The organism is Paenibacillus sp. J2R1T-4 (assembly GCF_059692235.1).
Genome location: NZ_JCAUBA010000003.1, coordinates 183,999 through 201,960, shown reverse-complemented (window position 1 = coordinate 201,960; position 17,962 = coordinate 183,999). Strand labels below are relative to the sequence as shown.

At 47.1% G+C, this 17,962-nt stretch carries 17 protein-coding genes; 11 read left to right on the top strand and 6 right to left on the bottom strand.

The window, feature by feature from the left end; genetic code table 11:
- Positions 1-226 precede the first annotated feature (226 nt).
- The 8 genes from coxB (at position 227) to AC58QD_RS07690 (ending at position 6,996) form a co-directional block, all read left to right on the top strand.
- Positions 227-1,306: a cytochrome c oxidase subunit II gene (coxB, locus tag AC58QD_RS07725; RefSeq protein WP_497331724.1), complete on the top strand. Its 1,080-nt coding sequence runs from the start codon at positions 227-229 to the stop codon at positions 1,304-1,306.
- Between the two features lie 27 nt (positions 1,307-1,333).
- Positions 1,334-3,184 (top strand): cytochrome c oxidase subunit I, encoded by a 1,851-nt coding sequence (gene ctaD, locus AC58QD_RS07720; RefSeq protein ID WP_497331722.1) that lies wholly within the window; start codon positions 1,334-1,336, stop codon positions 3,182-3,184.
- On the top strand, positions 3,181-3,798 hold the full coding sequence (locus AC58QD_RS07715) for a cytochrome (ubi)quinol oxidase subunit III (RefSeq protein WP_497331720.1): 618 nt from the start codon (positions 3,181-3,183) through the stop codon (positions 3,796-3,798). The genes ctaD and AC58QD_RS07715 overlap by 4 nt, the downstream gene beginning before the upstream one ends.
- 4 nt (positions 3,799-3,802) lie before the next feature.
- Positions 3,803-4,117, top strand: a complete 315-nt coding sequence (locus tag AC58QD_RS07710; protein WP_497331718.1) for a cytochrome C oxidase subunit IV family protein — start codon at positions 3,803-3,805, stop codon at positions 4,115-4,117.
- A 98-nt stretch (positions 4,118-4,215) separates the two neighbouring features.
- Positions 4,216-5,112, top strand: coding sequence for a cytochrome c oxidase assembly factor CtaG (gene ctaG, locus AC58QD_RS07705; RefSeq protein WP_497331716.1), 897 nt, complete (start codon positions 4,216-4,218; stop codon positions 5,110-5,112).
- Positions 5,113-5,132: 20 nt separating this feature from the next.
- The gene (locus AC58QD_RS07700; protein WP_497331714.1) at positions 5,133-5,588 is read left to right on the top strand and encodes a DUF420 domain-containing protein; all 456 of its coding nucleotides are present in this window, start codon (positions 5,133-5,135) and stop codon (positions 5,586-5,588) included.
- A 159-nt stretch (positions 5,589-5,747) separates the two neighbouring features.
- On the top strand, positions 5,748-6,287 hold the full coding sequence (locus tag AC58QD_RS07695) for an RNA polymerase sigma factor (RefSeq protein ID WP_497331712.1): 540 nt from the start codon (positions 5,748-5,750) through the stop codon (positions 6,285-6,287).
- Complete coding sequence (locus tag AC58QD_RS07690) at positions 6,280-6,996, top strand: hypothetical protein (protein WP_497331710.1); 717 nt, start codon at positions 6,280-6,282, stop codon at positions 6,994-6,996. The genes AC58QD_RS07695 and AC58QD_RS07690 overlap by 8 nt, the downstream gene beginning before the upstream one ends.
- A gap of 24 nt (positions 6,997-7,020) precedes the next feature.
- On the opposite strand, the gene AC58QD_RS07685 is transcribed toward AC58QD_RS07690, so the two are convergent.
- The 5 genes from AC58QD_RS07685 to AC58QD_RS07665 form a co-directional block, all read right to left on the bottom strand.
- The gene (locus AC58QD_RS07685; RefSeq protein WP_497331708.1) at positions 7,021-7,590 is read right to left on the bottom strand and encodes a Uma2 family endonuclease; all 570 of its coding nucleotides are present in this window, start codon (positions 7,588-7,590) and stop codon (positions 7,021-7,023) included.
- Between the two features lie 126 nt (positions 7,591-7,716).
- Complete coding sequence (locus tag AC58QD_RS07680) at positions 7,717-8,439, bottom strand: SGNH/GDSL hydrolase family protein (RefSeq protein ID WP_497331706.1); 723 nt, start codon at positions 8,437-8,439, stop codon at positions 7,717-7,719.
- A gap of 14 nt (positions 8,440-8,453) precedes the next feature.
- On the bottom strand, positions 8,454-9,464 hold the full coding sequence (locus AC58QD_RS07675) for an aldo/keto reductase (RefSeq protein ID WP_497331704.1): 1,011 nt from the start codon (positions 9,462-9,464) through the stop codon (positions 8,454-8,456).
- Positions 9,465-9,480: 16 nt separating this feature from the next.
- Positions 9,481-10,254, bottom strand: coding sequence for a phytanoyl-CoA dioxygenase family protein (locus tag AC58QD_RS07670; RefSeq protein ID WP_497331702.1), 774 nt, complete (start codon positions 10,252-10,254; stop codon positions 9,481-9,483).
- A 167-nt stretch (positions 10,255-10,421) separates the two neighbouring features.
- The gene (locus tag AC58QD_RS07665; RefSeq protein WP_497331700.1) at positions 10,422-11,312 is read right to left on the bottom strand and encodes an AraC family transcriptional regulator; all 891 of its coding nucleotides are present in this window, start codon (positions 11,310-11,312) and stop codon (positions 10,422-10,424) included.
- A gap of 170 nt (positions 11,313-11,482) precedes the next feature.
- Here AC58QD_RS07665 and AC58QD_RS07660 point away from each other — a divergent pair, with 170 nt between their 5' ends.
- On the top strand, positions 11,483-14,650 hold the full coding sequence (locus tag AC58QD_RS07660; protein ID WP_497331698.1) for a hybrid sensor histidine kinase/response regulator: 3,168 nt from the start codon (positions 11,483-11,485) through the stop codon (positions 14,648-14,650).
- Between the two features lies 1 nt (position 14,651).
- Positions 14,652-15,770 (top strand): response regulator, encoded by a 1,119-nt coding sequence (locus AC58QD_RS07655; protein WP_497331696.1) that lies wholly within the window; start codon positions 14,652-14,654, stop codon positions 15,768-15,770.
- 299 nt (positions 15,771-16,069) lie between these two features.
- Here AC58QD_RS07655 and AC58QD_RS07650 read toward each other — a convergent pair whose 3' ends face one another.
- Entirely contained in the window at positions 16,070-17,053 is a 984-nt protein-coding gene (locus AC58QD_RS07650; RefSeq protein ID WP_497331694.1) for an LLM class flavin-dependent oxidoreductase, read from the bottom strand.
- Between the two features lie 173 nt (positions 17,054-17,226).
- On the opposite strand from AC58QD_RS07650, the gene AC58QD_RS07645 reads away from it, so the two are divergent.
- Positions 17,227-17,955, top strand: coding sequence for a hypothetical protein (locus tag AC58QD_RS07645; RefSeq protein ID WP_497331692.1), 729 nt, complete (start codon positions 17,227-17,229; stop codon positions 17,953-17,955).
- Positions 17,956-17,962: the final 7 nt, after the last annotated feature.

Genomic DNA, 17,962 nt, shown 5'->3' with positions numbered 1-17,962 from the left:
GAGGTTCTTTTGCAGCGCACTTAGGATGCTAAAAATCCTTGAAAGCCTTGATATTAGAACATTGTGTGAACTTTGCCAGGAAGATTGACAAACAATGTTGGCGAAATTATAGTTAATGAAGTGATTAGGTTTGTTGACAAGATATGGCCATCCATACTAGCAGTAATAGATTGGTCTTCTTAGCTCGATTGATCTATTAAAACAGTGAATTGGGGTTGATGAGTGAATGAAACGGTGGCAATTTGTATGGCGTTTAGTCCCTTTATTGGCGATGATGACGTTCATACTATCAGGCTGTGGGGTTGACGAAATAACGACATTGAATCCGAAGGGCCCTGTAGCTGAGAAGCAATTATGGCTTATTCTTATTTCTCTGGCCGTTATGATCGGTGTATTCATCGTCGTAGCCATCATCTATGTGTATGTTCTTGTTCGATTCCGTAAGCGTCCTGGACAAACTGGGGTTCCGAAGCAAGTTGAAGGTAATCACAAGCTCGAGATTATTTGGACTGTGATTCCGTTTATTTTGCTGTTTATCATTGCGGTCCCGACGGTTAAGTACACATTTGAACTTGATAAAGATTATTCCAATGATCCGAATGCCCTTCAAGTTAAAGTAACCGGGCACCAGTTCTGGTGGGAATTCGAGTATATGAATGAAAAGATTATTACTGCTCAGGATTTGGTTATCCCGACTGACCGTACAATCTCGTTCCACTTGGAATCAGCGGACGTCAACCACTCTTTCTGGGTACCTACGTTAGGTGGTAAGAAGGATAACAACCCTGGCTTGACCAACATGCATTACTTGGTTGCTGATGAACCAGGCGTGTACTATGGGAAGTGTGCGGAATTATGCGGTACTTCACATGCTCTCATGGATTTTAAGGTAAAGGCAGTAACTCCGGACGAGTTCGAACGGTGGATAGCGGGTATGAAGTCTCCTAACAATACAGTGACTTCTTCATTGGCTCTCGAAGGGGAGCAGGTATTCAAGAAGAGCTGTATCGGCTGTCACGCTATTTATGATAATCAGCAGAAGCAGGTTGTTGGCGGCAAAGTAGCTCCTAGTCTTGTTAACTACGCGAACCGTGAGACGGTAGCCGGTATATTGTTCAATCGTGATCCGGGAGATTTCAACAAAAATCTAAGTACATGGTTACATGATCCGCAAGAGGTCAAACCAGGTAACCTGATGCCGAATCCGAAAGACGTTCCAGGCAGCAAGATGGAAACTAGCCTCGGACTTACCGATAAACAGATCGACGCGCTCGTGGAATATTTAGCAGGACAAAAGCAGAAGTAAACACTTCTGAAGAAAGGGGTTTATAAGTTGGCACACGCACATGCTCACCATAAGGTCACTAAATACAACGGACTGATGGACTGGCTTACAACGGTTGACCATAAGAAAATCGGTATCTTGTACTTAATGGCTGGCGGCTTCTTCTTCCTGATTGGCGGCTTGGAAGCAATCCTGATCCGCGTACAATTAATGAAGCCGATGAACAACATTGTTGACGCTTCTGTTTTTAATGAATTGCTTACTATGCATGGTACGACGATGATCTTCTTTGCTGCTATGCCTCTGATTTTAGGATTTATGAACGCAGTCGTTCCGCTCCAGATTGGTGCTCGAGACGTTGCTTTCCCGTTCGTGAATTCACTCGGCTTCTGGTTGTTCTTCTCCGGTGGATTGTTGATGAACTTGAGTTGGTTCTTCGGCGGAGCTCCTGATGCTGGTTGGACTGCCTATGTTCCGCTCTCTACACCTGAGTTCGCAGATAAGGGTGTCGATTACTATGTATTGGGACTGCAAATAGCAGGGATTGGTACATTGATTGGGGGCATTAACTTCCTGGTCACGATTATTAATATGCGTGCGCCTGGAATGTCCTTCATGAGAATGCCTCTATTTACATGGGCTTCCTTCGTAACGTCAGCACTTATTCTTTTCGCCTTCCCGGCAATTACAGTAGGACTTGTCCTTCTTATGTTCGAACGGTTATTCCATGGTAATTTCTTCGATGTAGCAGCCGGCGGTAACGTCGTGTTATGGCAGCATCTTTTCTGGATCTTCGGACATCCGGAAGTATACATTCTGATCTTGCCAGCATTCGGGATTATCTCTGAAGTAATCAGTACATTCTCGCATAAGCGGTTGTTCGGATACAGCGCAATGGTATTTGCAACAGTCATTATCGGTTTCTTAGGATTCATGGTATGGGTTCACCATATGTTCACAACAGGTATGGGGCCGGTAGCCAACGCGCTGTTCTCCATCGCCACGATGTTAATCGCGGTTCCGACAGGGATCAAGATCTTCAACTGGTTGTTCACCATGTGGGGCGGTCAAATCCGCTTTACAACAGCGAATCTGTGGGCAGTAGGTTTCATCCCGACTTTCGTAATCGGGGGTATGACGGGCGTCATGCTGGCCGCGCCGGCAGCTGACTTCCAATACCACGACAGTTACTTCGTTGTGGCGCACTTTCACTATGTTATCGTAGGCGGCTTGGTATTCGGTCTGTTCTCTGGGTTGTTCTACTGGTGGCCTAAGATGTTCGGACGAATGCTGAACGAAACATTAGGAAAATGGACGTTCTGGTTCTTCTTCACCGGATTCCATCTTACATTCTTTATCCAACATGTCCTTGGATTGCTTGGTATGCCGCGACGCGTCTATACGTATCTCGACGGACAGGGCTGGGGTACGATGAACTTAGTCAGCAGTATCGGGGCATTCATGATGGGGATTGGTACCATTCTTCTGTTGGTCAATATCATCATTACTAACATGAAACCCAAAAATGCAGGAAACGACCCATGGGATGCTCGTACATTAGAATGGTCGATTCCTTCACCAGCACCTGAATACAACTTCAAACAGCTTCCGCTGGTAAGAGGCTTGGATGCTTTGTTTAAAGAGAAGATGGAAGGTAAGAAGGAGATGACTCCAGCAGAGCCGCTTCAGTCAATTCATATGCCATCGCCATCGATTCTGCCGCTTATCATGTCCATTGGATTATTCATAGCAGGGTTTGGATTTATGTATCACAACTATTTTGTTGCAGGCGGCGGAATGATAATATTCTTCATCTGTATGTTTGTACGCTCGATCTATGATGATCATGGGTACCATATTGAGGTCGAAGAACTGCAGGATAAGGAGGTTCGAGTATGAGTAACGCTGATCTAACTGGCAACAACCTTCCTGCTGAATTAGAGAAAGCCACCTTGGAAGGTCGAAATAAGGTTCTGGCCTTCTGGTTATTCCTTGGGGCGGAAACGGTCTTGTTCGGCTGTTTGTTCGCCACATTCATCGGTCTTCGCAACCAAATAGCGGATGGCCCTCCAGGGACAGAAATTTTCGTTCTTTCTACAGTTGCATTAGCTACATTCATTTTGTTAACGAGTAGCTTGACGTCGGTGTTAGCTATTCAAGCTATGCATCGCCACGATACAGGTAAAATGCAGTTATGGTTTGGGATCACTGTAGTGTTGGGTCTTGCGTTCTTGGGACTTGAGATTTACGAGTTTTTCGAATACGTGCATGAAGGGCATAAGTTCTCTACAAGTGCTTTCAGCTCTGCCTTCTATACGTTGGTTGGGTTCCACGGAGCTCACGTATTGTTCGGAGTAGTGTGGATATCGCTTCTTATGCTGCAAACCAAGACTAAAGGGCTCACTACTGTAACAGCTCCGAAGCTTTATGTTGCTGGTCTGTACTGGCACTTTGTCGACGTGGTCTGGGTTTTCATCTTCACAGTCGTCTATTTGATGGGAAAGGTGGGCTAGCACCATGGCTTCTAATCATTCCACAACGGATCAGGGGAAAAGCAGGCATTATCATGAGGGTCCCCGGAATCACTTTTTGTCCTTTGCCTTATCGATCATACTAACCCTTCTGGCGTTTGTAGTCGTAATTGCAGAGATGGGTCGAACGTTTACTCTAATATTTATTGTAACCTTGGCGCTTATCCAAGCCGCATTCCAATTAGCATTCTGGATGCATATGAAGGACCGTGGACATTTCTTCGCCACAGTCGGAATCATCTTCGGATTCATAATTGCTCTAACTGGTGTTGCTGCTGTAGTATATTGGATCTGGTGGTAGGAATTTCGGGGGCTTGCAGGTCAGGCTCCCTTTTTTCTTAGTAATTTTATGTATTCTTGGTAAGAACAATAACGATTGTTACGGAGGAGGTTACCTTCATGCTCGGACTGCAATATTTCGAGTTCAGCGAACTTTGGAGCCCGGTGAACATGGTGATTACCGTTATAGTCGCATTATTATATTTGGCGATGATAGGGCCCTATCGATCCAGATTCGTAGACTCAGAACCGGTTTCTATCAAAAAGATTGCTTTATTCTTGATCGGATTGTTTGTGTTCTACATGGCCAATGGTGGACCAATTGAGCTTCTTGGTCACTTGATGTTCAGTGCGCATATGACTTCCATGTCTCTAGCTTATCTAATTGCACCGCCGCTTATGTTGATCGGGATTCCAGGGTGGATGATTCGCCCGTTATTCAGAATTCCTGGGTTCAAACGAGTGTTGACTGCAATCACACATCCCATGATTACAGTTATTGTTTTTAATATCGTATTTTCGTTCTATCATATGCCTGCGATTCACGACTATGTAATGACCCATTTTACGATTCATGCCTTGTTCTATCTAGTATTGGCTGTTTCCGCCTTCATGATGTGGTGGCCGATCGTAAACCCTCTACCTGAGCTTTATTCCATGTCTGAGTTGAAAAAAATGGCGTATATATTCGCAAACGGTGTACTGATCACCCCTGCGTGCGCTTTGATCATATTTGCCACTACGCCTATATTCGCGACATACAGCGATCCTGCCGCATGGGCTACAGCAATGGGCTACTGTGTACCAACGAATGCTCAAGTTCTGCTGCAGAACTTTGATGGAGGTCCGGCATTCTTCTCGTTGCTGGATGCACAAGAGGACCAACAACTAGGCGGAGTAATTATGAAAGTCGTCCAAGAGATAATGTACGGCGCAGCGTTGGCTTACGTATTCTTCACCTGGTACGGCAGAGAAAGATTGGATGATAATGAGTTGGAGCCGGGTCCAGCTATTTAATTTAGGAGATGGTGTAAGTCATGTTCAAATTTTTGCCTTTCCTCAGTACAACGTTCATTGTAATTAGCGCAATATTTGTTGCTATAGGTTGGGTCTTGATAGCTCAGCGTAAAATACAAGCCCATATGAAAACGATGACGCTAGCTGGTGTATTTGCCACCTTATTTTTCATCTTCTACTTGTCCCGTACGGTTTTATTGGGAAATACTCTCTTCGACGGACCGGATCATGTCAAAACATGGTATTTGATCTTCCTGTTGTTCCATATTACTCTCGCTACGGTTGGGGGCGTAATGGGGATCATCACACTCAGATGGGGGTATAAGAATCAACTAGCCAAGCATCGCAAGATTGGACCTTGGACTTCCGTTATTTGGTTTGCCACTGCTATTACGGGTGTTACGGTGTATTACCTGCTGTATATCAAGTATCCAGGCGGTTCTACGGTTCCGGTTTGGAAAGCTATATTCGGATAACGGCACAACAGTTTGAATGTTTAAAGATGACAGCCCTTCGGGGCTGTTTTTTATTTACCGAAGCACGAAAAGGGCGTGGGGATGGAGTGGAAAAGCGTAAGTGCAGTGACAAATGGAACTTTACTTCCATTTGTATTGTCTAATGAATGAGGTGATGGCGTGGAGCAGGATTACTGGAAACATATATCACATATGGATGCGGATAGTTTCCGCGATTTGATGGTTACACATGGTCAAGCGGTATGGAATTTTGCATACTTTCTTACGAAACGCCACGACTTGGCGGATGATATTTCGCAGGATGTATTTATTCAAGCCTATCGGAAGATAGCCTCATTTCGCGGGGAAGCTTCCATGCGTACATGGTTATTCACCATAACCCGCAATATTTCGGTCAACTATATGCGTACTGCTTTTATACGCAGGGTGACTCTAGTCGGATTGGTAATGGGAAAGGATACAGCTGCTTCAGCAGAGCAAGAAGTGATGGATCGTAATTTTACTGAGGATATATGGAGTTTGGTGTTGAAGCTCCCGATTAAGTATCGAGAAGTTCTGATCCTGGATGCCAAATATGAGCTTACAACCAGAGAGATGGCTGAGATCCTTAACGTTTCTGAAGGAACAGTCAAGTCCCGTCTCTCACGGGCGCGTCAAAAAATGTCTGTTAGTCGGAAGGAGGAGGTAGCGAGTGAGTGAACAGAGACCCGAATGGTATGGGCAATTGAAGGATACGGACCCTTTCGCGAAACGAACCTTTACAATGGACCATATAGCCACAATAGAGCAGAGGATAGCTAAAAAGAAAAAGCTTGGTTCTCGGGACCGAAGACGAAGCTTGCTAGCCCTGGCTGTGGTGACAGCTTGTGCTGTAATCATGGTCGGAGTTATATTTAATCTCACGAATATTCATACCGTTAAAGAACCGATTCAGACTCAACCTCCGGAGGCAACACCGAACAATCAGAAAAAAGAATACGCCGATGAGAAATGGAAGCTGACTGAAACGCAATACATGCAATATGCCCAATATGCGGAGACGAAATCAGAGGCTCTGCTAATTGGACTGGAACCAATCGATATATTCCGATGGTATATTACTGCATCAAGAATGGGCCATCATGAAACAACTTATGCTTTGCTCGATAAGGGAGCAGGAACGAGCACCCCAAGCAGGGAGGAGTATCTTAGTGAACTTGCCAAAGATCAAGCTGGGGTTGAGCGCTCCAAACAGATGTGGGAAAGTTATTGGAGCGAATATCGGTTGGAGCAGACGATTGATGGGGATACGGCATACATCCTCATGATCCCGGTCCATAAACCGGACACAGGGGAGAATCGGAAATTTTTTGGATTGACTAAAAACAAAGAGGGTGTCTGGAAAGCGAATTGGCTGGCGATGCAATAAATAGATGCGGTTACAGTGAAGTGCTTATTTCCGAAAGCTAGTGAATAGTTCATCCATCGTCAAATGGATACATGGAAAAAGATCGGAAGTGAGGGTCAAGTCATCTCCATACGTTGCATGCAATATGAATTTGCCGGAACTGAGAATAAATTGATCAACCGTGCGATGTACGGGATCAATTATCCAATACTCTTGTACTCCAAAACGTTCATACTGAACCTTCTTGTGGATTTTGTCATTCGTGCTAGTGCTTGGGGACAAAATTTCAACAACAAGGTTAGGGGCTCCTTCGATCCGAGCCTCTTTGATGATGGCAAGATTATCGTTATGAATAAATACCAGGTCCGGTTGAAAAGTATTCCCTTCATCCAAGTAAACATCAAGGGGAGTGATTAGAATGACACCATCCAAAGAGCAGGTTTTCTTCAGATTGAAGTACAAATTGCCAGCTAACACTTGATGGTTAATATTTGGTGCCGGCTTAAGATCATAACGAACATGGTCTATGATTTCGAATCGATCATACTCACTATAAATCTCATTCTGCTCTTTAACTTGTGAAGTGGATTCCTTGCGTTTTGAATTAGACTCCATACAAGATTCCTCCATTCCAACATTATGAATCTATTATAACATTAACCCCTACATGTAACACGGGTGCCGTTAAGTAGTGACGGCACCCGTTACATAAGAAGGAATTTGTTCCAGAGGTTAATCTTATTACATAGGAAATACGATTTGTTCCATCTTCTCAGCAAGCTGATTATGAAATGCTCGATCCGGATGATTGATCCCATTGGCTAACCGAGAGTGAATATCTACCCCCGCTTGTTCCATCTCCAGCCACATGGCATATGAATCTAGACAGGGTGTATAAGTCTCTGAAGCTACTTCAAGCATTGCTTGCCGATAGAGAGGTAACACCCCTGATTGGGCGACAGCAACGAAGGCATTCACATGTTTCTTGTCGTTGTCGTGAATCTGGGTGTTGTCGTGCCTCATCATCATACTTGGGGTCACAAGTAGGATATCGGAGTGGCCTCGCTCGCGAATTCGTTCGATTAATTCGGTTAAGGCTCGACGGTATCCGACTATTCCATCCATACCCTGGTGGGCGTCATTGACTCCGAAACCAATCGTTATAAGATCCGGCCCGAACGGCAGCAGATCACGCTCTACACGGCTTAAGGATCGAATGGCGGTATCTCCCGACACTCCAGCATTAATGATGTTAAGAGAAGCAAGTGGAAATCGTTCATCAACCCTTTTTTTGAACAGCGCTGGGAATGATCCGTTATGATCCATTGTAGCGAATTCCATCCAGCCCTGGGTCACACTGTCCCCAAAAGCCACATACAAGACGGGGCGTTCAGCAACGTTCGCCGTTTTCTGCTGCAATCTTTCATTCAGATAGGAAAAAGATTGGTAATTCTTCGAATCCATTCGTATCCACTCCGCTATTCAGGATCCACACCCGAGTTGGGATTGTGATAATTTCTCGGCCAGTTATGAGGCTTCAAGGCTTCCAACAGCTCGTCAGGGAGAGGCTCTCCATCCGACACGCTTATATTAGCGCGAAGCTCCTCGAGGTTCTTGATCCCAGGTATCGCACAGCTCACACCTGGAATCGACAGGGTGTAGCGAAGGGCTACTTCTGCAAGAGATGCGTATTGGTCCCCAGTTACTTCCCGAACAGTCGCTTTAAGCGCTTCAACCTTCTCCAACGTCCGAGGGAACCGCTCGCCTTTAAAATATTTCCTGCGGAAATCATTATCGGCGAATTGCTCGTACGATTCCAACGACCAATTCCCGATGAGCGCGCCTTCATCGAAAGGTACGCGGGCGATGACTCCCGTGGGGTGCTCTCTGCATAAAGGAAATAATCGATCTGCTGGACGCTGCTCGAACAGGTTGAACACGACTTGTATCGAATCGGTCAGACCGGCTTCCACAATGCCCAGCCCTTCTTCCGGTCTGTAGTCACGCAGTGATACACCAACAGCACGAATCTTGCCCTCCCGCATCAGCTCGGTGAGCGTATAGAACCATTCCGTATCGGCCACACCGCTCGGGAACCAGCCGTGGAGCTGGTAGAGGTCGATCGCCTCTAAGCCGAGTCGCTTGAGACTCGCTTCACATTGCTCTCTTAAGTGTCGCGCTGGATAACGTCCTGCGAAATCCGGATTGGATTCATCCGCATGAGGCCACGCGACCGGCTGTACCTTCGTTGCCGTGTAGATGTGGTTGCCGGTCCACTGCCTAAGAGCCCGTCCTATGACTTCCTCAGAATGTCCATTGCCGTACATTTGAGCCGTATCAACGAAATTCACTCCACTCTCGAACGCGGTAAGCAATGTGCGGATAGACAGACCGTCATCCACGGGACCCCAGCTTCCGCCTATTCCCCAAGCCCCAAACCCTATCTCGGAGACGTCCCAGTCTGTACGGCCGAATTTGCGGTATTTCAATGGATTCGCCCCCTTCTCACGCTCTGGCCAGCACAGGAAACAACCCGCCGTGCAGAGGTTCATTTTCCTGGAAATCGAGACCGTTGGTGCATGGATGGGACTTGCCATTGAAGGTCGTGCCATCCGGCATATAGATGGCTGCCAAAACTCGCCGCGGAGAATCGCTCAGGTTGGCGTGTCCATAATGAAAGGTCAGGCCATGGTGGAACGTGCAGCTTCCCTTCTTGAGCGGGACAATAACCGGATTGCGATTCTCGAGCTCTGTACCTTTTACATAGTCAAAGATGTTCTGAGGTTCAATGAAATTAATACCAGTCAACTTCCCGGCCTTGTGAGAGCCAGGAACGAACATCATGCATCCATTGTGCTCGTCTACATCATGCATAGGGATCCAGACGGATAGAGCTCCTGGTTCATTCATAGGCCAATAAGGAAAGTCTTGATGCCACGGGGTCGGCTTGGAATCTTGCGGCATTTTCCACAGCGCGTGATCATGGAATAAGCGAATTCCCGATGCGCCGCTAAGCTCCATAGCCAGACGAGCAATCCTGGGATGCGAGGTGTAGCGCGCCATACCTGCATGGTCCCGCCAAGTGTTAACCTTCTGATTGAGCACCTTATAATACGCTCCATCGCCTACACGAGCAGCGTTCGCTTCCTTTGTGCTCATCGCTTCTTCCATATAGAGAGCCAATTCGTCGACTTCTTCGTTAGTCAGCACATTGTCGATTTGGATGAATCCGTTCGTTTGGTAAAAATCGATTTGCTCTTGTGAAAGCAGGTTCTCCATCTAAAGTCATCTACCTTTCCTTACCCTATTTGTTCGAGCAACATCTGCTTTGCAAATGTATAAGGGGTTGATTACATCGTATAGGAAAGGCAGACGGCAAACTTGGTTGATTTTCCACACTTAACAGGTGATTTTCCAGAATGAACTCGGGGCGCATTGGTAATAAGTTACTCGGATTGGGCGTGTTGCCGCCGATACTGTCCCGGTGTAACACCAAGCTGAACCTTGAACAATTTATTGAAAAAGCTCAAATCATCAAAGCCTACTTCCTGGGAAATCGCTAACATTTTCATATCGGAATGTGCAATCCGTTGGGCGGCGGCACGAATCCGAACCGCGTTGCGATATTCGATAAATGTCCGCCCTGTATGCTGTTTGAACTTGGCAGAGAAAGCCGACGCGCTCATACCGCACAACTGACTGACTTGGTTCAAGCTAAGGGGCTGTGCGTAATGACGTTCGATAAAGTTGCAGATGTGCACCAGCATATTATCATCTACCCGAAAAGAAGGCGAGGGAGAGTTGCGGCTATCGAGACAGCGGCTCAGAAACACGAACATCTCTATTAATCGAGTTTTCGTTACAATCCGGTATCCAAGCCTTTTGTCTTTGATTTCTAACACAATTCGGTCAAGTAAGGCTCGCATCTCCAATTGCTCATATAAATCCAACTTTAGATGGGTTTGGAAGCGAACCGTACTACGGAGAAAGGGCTCTACATAAAAGAAATTCACAAATGGTGTAACGCTCGACAGCATCTCGATCTCTGATTTCAGCAGGCCTGGAGTGAAAAGAATGTTATATACGAGTAGGGAGGTGCCGGAATCAACCCAATAGGCATGCTCGGCACCTGGTTCTATGACGAATACGTCACCTGCGCTGATCTTATAGTTACGTCCCTCATAGGAATGAGTGCCATTGCCTTCCGCTATATAAGCCAGCTCAATGAATTCATGCGAATGCGGTTCGATCGGTTTATTGTCAAGGATCCGGAATGGACTCGCGTCGAAAGGGAACTCCGGACTTTCCAGAAAAGCATCATTTCGTAATTGGAACAAGAGGGACACCCCCAATAGGTCTTAAATCCGATTATAGTCGATAACGCTCAGAGTGACCATCTGCATTAATTGTCGTTAATGTGCCCTACTTGAGCTAGATATGGTACTATATACCTGTTCAATCTTATACATAGTGCTTTAACCACGTGCGGCAGAGGAGCCGGAAGTTGATGAATTGGAGAACGGCCAGAAATCTCATAGCAGTAGTTGTATGCGTAATTGCAGCTGTTGCCTCTTACTATATCTTAATGTCGGTATCTCATCATAATAATTCCTTCCCTAAGGCTCAGCAGGGTGTCATGGATTTGACAGAATGGGACTTTGAGAAGGATGGCTCCATCCCGTTGGATGGCGAGTGGGAATTTTATTGGAATCGTCTTCTTACAACGTTTGATGAGCGTGGTCTGTCAGGTGAAGAAGAGCCCAATTATTATCCGGTCCCTTCCCAGTGGAAACCATCTTCCTTGGTCGATAGCAGCAAAGGAGCAGCTACTTATCGCTTAACCCTCAAGCTGAATCCGTCTACCCAATCATACGGAATTCGAATTTCTTACATTCGATTGTCGAGTAAGGTTCTCATTAACGGAGTCGAGGTTGGCGGAAGCGGAATGCCTGAACTGGATTGGTCCAGCTATACACCTGAGAATAAACCATATGCTGTTTTTTTTCCTATCATAGGTAATCAAGCAGAGATTGTCATACAGGCAGCTAATTATGATTCTTCCTTCGGCGGTATAGTGGACAGTATCTACTTCGGGGATGCCCAAGCTATAAGTGCGCGGAATACCAGTATATTCGGTTATGAGTTAGCAGTTATTGTAGCGATTCTATTAATCGGCTTGTATCATTTGAGTACTTATGTCTGGAGGCGGCAGGAGAAAGGCTTCCTCTGGTTCGGCCTATACTGCATCGGTGCGGCTACGGCTTATGCCAGCTATGGCAGCAAGCTCTTTATGTATTTTGTTCCATGGCTTTCCTTCGAGCTCTCGCAAAAGGTACAGACGATGTCTCAATATGTCGCCATCATATTCCTCGCCTTGTTCATCCAGGCTGTGTGCAGAGAGCTTATTCCGCGCTGGGCCATTCGTGTAGTTTTGATTACAAGTGTTACCTATTTGCTTATTATTGCAGGGCTGCCTTTTAGGGTATTCAATGTATTCACGGTCTTATTCGGAATCATTCAGTTTGCCGAATATGCAGGGATGACTTTCTTATTGTATTTCTCTTTCATTCGTGGGCAGTATGGGAGCTTCGGCCGTCGGAACGTATGGATTCTGATTCTGGCGATTTTTGTGCTGATGATCAGCTTCTTCGATTTCTCTATGTTTCTGATGGGATGGTCCAGTCAATATTTGCTCGGAACAGTAGGCATGTTAATGTTCAGTATACTCGTGGCGCTCATGCTGGCACATCGGTTCTCGGAAGCATTCGCAACGATTGAGCAGGTGACGGATCGTCTGAGAAGCACGGATAAATTGAAGGACGAGTTTCTTGTTCGGACCTCGCATGAGTTCCAGACTCCTCTGAATGGGTTGATCAATATGACCCAATTCATGCTGGAGGAGCGCGGGGGCATCGTTACCGATGTGAATCGCAATAACTTATCCATGATGCTTTCCATCTCTCGGAGACTGTCCTCGCTTGTACGAGATATTCTTGACCTGGAAGCGATCAAGCGGGATGAAATCCATCTGCGTCCAGCAGCATTGGATATCAAGGCAGCCGTGGAGGTTACTTTGGAGACTTTTGCTTATATGGTGGAGGGCAAGCGATTCCGTATTATTAGCCGCATTGAGGACGGGCTTCCCCTCGCAGCTGTGGACGAGAATCGGTTCCGACAAATATTGTTCAATCTTCTGGGGAATTCCGTTAAGTTTACCTTGAAGGGGTTAATTGTGATTGAAGTGGTACAGTTGGATTCACAGATGATCAAATTAACCGTTGAGGATTCTGGAATCGGTATTCCAAGTGAACGTTGGGAATCGATCTTCAATCGTTATGATCAAGGTGAATCGCATATCGCAGACGAATACGGGGGGACTGGTCTGGGTCTATCCATTTCACGTCGATTAGCGGAATTAATGGGCGGTAAGCTTGATGTGGAATGGTCTGAGCCGAACAAAGGAACACGCTTCCGACTGACATTGCCCATAGCAGAGACGGGATTAGACTATGTGTCGGCTAATGATGATTATTCTGACTCGAAAGCTGCTGCAGAACGTGCAAGTGTTAACGGTCCATCAGAAGAATGGACCGCCAGAACTATGGCGGCAGCAGGAGTACAGGTAACCGAGCCGTATGCGCCGGGCTCTTCGGAACCGGTGACTTTGCTTGCAGTGGACGATCAGCCCTCCAATCTGCAGGTGCTGACGAACTTATTCAGCAGCTCTTCTTGCCGTATATTGACGGCAACGGACGGACAGGGGGCGCTGCAATTACTTAAGCTTCATCCGGAAATATCGCTTGTCCTGCTGGATGTTACGATGCCACGAATGTCGGGCTACGAGGTGTGCAGACAAATACGCAAGCAATATCCATTGATTGAGCTGCCCGTTATTATGCTAACCGCAAGGAGTGGTCCCGAGGAGTTAGTGGCGGGTTTCGCTGCAGGGGCGAATGATTTTGTAACCAAGCCATTTTATGCAGAGGAAGTAAGATCACGAGTAGGCACATTGTTGCAAATGCGGCAATCTGTTCGTCTTGCCCTCGCTTCCGAGATTGCTTTTCTGCAATCTCAGATTAAGCCGCATTTCTTATATAATGCCTTAAATGCGATCATCTCCTTTTGCTACGTCGATGGGGTGAAAGCAGCTAAGCTGCTTGCTCACTTGAGCAACTATTTGCGCAAAAGCTTCGACATTACCGGCACGGAGCGTTTCGTAAGCCTTGCAGGCGAGCTCGAGCTTGTTGATGCCTACGTGCAGATTGAACAAAGCAGATTCGATGAACGGCTCATCGTGGAGTATGAGATCGACGAATCCTTAATGAATTTGCGTCTGCCTCCTCTGACCATCCAACCTCTTATGGAGAATGCCATTCGACACGGTGTTCTGAAGCGTGAGGAAGGCGGTCGCATTATTTTGAGTGTAAAGTCGTTTGAAGAGGGGTTCACGGTTCGTGTACAAGACAATGGGCTAGGCATTCCACCCGCTAAGCTGGCCGGTTTGTTCAAGCGGGAGCCGGAACAACGAGTCGAGAAGGAACGTACGGGAGTGGGCCTGAGCAATATAGATCGACGGCTGCGCAGTGTGTACGGCAGAGGACTTCATGTGGAGAGTACGGTGGGAAGAGGCACAGAGGTGTCCTTTCATATTGTGAATAAGGGGGCAGTGAACTAACATGTGGAAAGCCATAGTTGTGGATGACGAGAAACCAGCCCTGCAATTGATGAGCAAGTTATTAAGCGAACACTCGGATCTGAGTGTAGAGGGGATGTTCACACGACCGAATGAAGCGCTGGACAAAGCCGTCGATCTTGCCCCGGATATAGCTTTTCTCGATATTGAAATGCCAGGGATGAGCGGACTGGAGCTCGCCTCTCATTTGGTAGATCGTCTGCCGCAGATTGAAATTATATTCATAACCGCCTATAAGGACTACGCGCTTGAAGCATTCCGTGTACATGCGTTGGATTATTTGCTGAAGCCTGTAGGGTCAACAGAGATTGCTTCCAGTTGGGAAAAAGTTAAGCGGAGGCTAGTACGTGAGCAAGTAGCGTTTGTCCCTATTGAGGGTAATTCAACCTGTTTTGGAAGATTCGAAGTATTCGGGCCTCGCAGCAAAGATGCGGTGCATTTCTCCACGGCCAAAGTGGAAGAACTCATGGCATTCCTGTTAGTTCACCGCGATATCAAGATGTCCAAGTGGGAAATCAGCGAGCAGCTCTGGCCAGATTCCGATCCGGACAAGGCGGAGCAAAATTTACACACTGCTATCTACCGGTTGAAGAAATCCATTGTAGAACATTCCATAGACGTTCAATTGGAGGTGGAGAGAGGGACCTATCGGCTGAGCGGCAGCTTAGTGTGTGACTTCAACGAATTCGAACGAATGCTTGCCCGATTCCCTGGACTAGAGGGCATGAGCTTGGAGGATTCAGAGAAGCTGTTCGCCTTATACCGCGGTCCCTTATTCGGGAACAAAGATTATTTGTGGAGCCAATCCATCAGGGAGCGGGTGAAGCGTCACTTCTCGTTATTAGGCAGGGGGCTGGCTTACGCCTATCTGGAAGCAGGGGCTGGCAAGCGTGCAACGGAGACCTTGCAGAAATTAATTGAGCATGATTTCTGCGACGAGGAGTCGTACGAGCTGCTGCTTGAAACGTATGCGCATTTGAAAGAGCGCGCCTCGTTCCTGCAGTATTTTGATCGCTATCAGCAGATGTTAGAAAGCGATCTAGGATTGAAGGTCAAGCCGCGAATGTTAGATCTCCGCCAGTTGGTTATGGAGAGTAAATAGCGGATAGCGGGATTTGGTAAGAGAGCGGGAGCCGAGCCCCGCGAGTAGTTGCAAAGCGGGAATTCCGCTTTAGAGAGCAGGAGCGCGCCCCGCGGGTAGCAGTAAAGCGGATTTTCCGCTTTAGAGAGCGGGAGCCGTGCCCCGCGGGCAGCCGTAAAGCGGAAAATCCGCTTTAGAGAGCGGAGGACGCGCCCCGCGAGTAGCCGCAAAGCGGAAAATCCGCTTTAGAGAGCGGGACACACCCCGCGGGCAGCAGTAAAGCGGAAAATCCGCTTTAGAGAGCGGAAGCCGCACCCCGCTTAAAAGTCTCTCAAACCCTCGGCAAGAAGTGAATAAGAGCGTAAACGCTTCTCGTAGTCAGGTATGGAATTGACGATCAGGAACTCGTCCGTTCCATATTTTTGTTGCAACTCGACGAGTTGGGCGATGATTTGCTGCGGTGATCCTACCAGACATTTGGGATTCTCGGGTTGTGGATCAGAGCTTATTGTCGGGGTGTCATCTGTTTGAGCATCAGCTTCATCTCGCGAACGAAACAGCATGGCTCCATGTAAGGCTAACTCACGCGCTTCCTTCTCTGTCTCCGCGCATATTACTCCTATAGCCACGATAACCTTAGGCTCAGAGCAAAGCTTGGATGGCCGGAACTGCTGACGATAGGCGCGCAGCACCTCGACAGCATCCATGTCGCTCATATGTTGACCGAATACATAGCCGGTTCCGAACTCGGCTGCGTAGGAGGCGCTTCGATTATTGGTGCCAAGCATCCATACTTCCGGCGGAACAGGAGGGAATGGCCGGGCGGTAACGCGCACCCCCTCGAGCTCGTATTCATTGGTGAGCAATTTCAACAGATCGCCAATGGTGTGCGGCAATTGCCGTACATTCTCAAGGAAGTTGCCGCTGAGCGCCATACTCAAGTGCGCCGACCCGCCAGGAGCGCGTCCGAGCCCGAGATCTATTCGCCCGGGATACAAGGCGGCAAGGAGGTTGAAGGTTTCCGCTACTTTGATCGGTTTGTAGTGAGGTAGCAGGACTGCGCCTGAGCCGAGACGAATGCGCTCGGTCTTGGCTCCGATATGAGACAGCACTACCTCTGGACTCGAGCATGCCAGTAATTCCATATCATGGTGCTCCGCTACCCAATATCGGTTGTAGCCTGAACGCTCAGCAGTCTGCGCTAGCAGAACTGCTTGTTCTAATGCGCTTGTAGGACTAGTGCCAGGAAATACGGGGATTAAATCCAACACACTCAATTTCAATGTATTAAGTACGCCTATCATGTACAACTCCTTTTTACTCTAAGAAAGTGTTATGCGTCTCTCGCATGGAAAGGCATGATGGAATTATTTTACCAGAAACACTTGATAATTGGGAATTACCTATGTATACTCATTATATAGATATACACACTATACAAACATACAGACCTAAACGAATGATTGAGGGTGATTCAATGATTTGGCAACGAGCATGGTGGATAACGAAGCAAAGCATGAAAAGGTCCATGATTGGATTCTTAATATCCGTGCTGCTGAACATATACTTTAGCGTCATTATTGGCTATATGGGCATAAGAGAAATGTTTAGTCTTCCACGCGAACAATTGACATGGAGGGAGACCTTTGTTACGGATGGACTTCTGATGATTTGTGTCAGTGTGATGGGCTTCGTCATGACGAAGGATTACCGAACTTACTGGAGTTCAGACTCTTTTACGAGACGTCTGGTCTTTCTGAGGGTAATGCCTATTCGAGTGGAGGAGATCGTTCTTGCCAGGTTTCAACAGATGGTAGTGTGCATGCTCCTGCTAGCCGCTTCATTCTTCTTACCGCTCTATTATTTTTCCGGCTTCGCGGACCAGATATCAGTATGGCAATATATCGAATGGGCGGTAACCTGGTTGGGCATCAGTATCATGATAGGTGGATTCTATGTCTATGTGGAGCTTGGAACAACTGGAAAGCAATATTTACTGGTCAGCTTCCTAGCCACTGGAGTGGCCCTTATGGCCGCAATAGCCATTGGATTAACGGGGTTCAGTTTCTTCCTTACGACAGTGGACCTTATAGAGCAATATGGTTTGTTAGTACCCATCTTAAGTCTCATTGTTGGTTTTGTTATTATGCTCGGTTGGATCAAGCTATGTGAGCGCCGCATACGAACGCGGAAATACGCTCGATGAAGGGGGT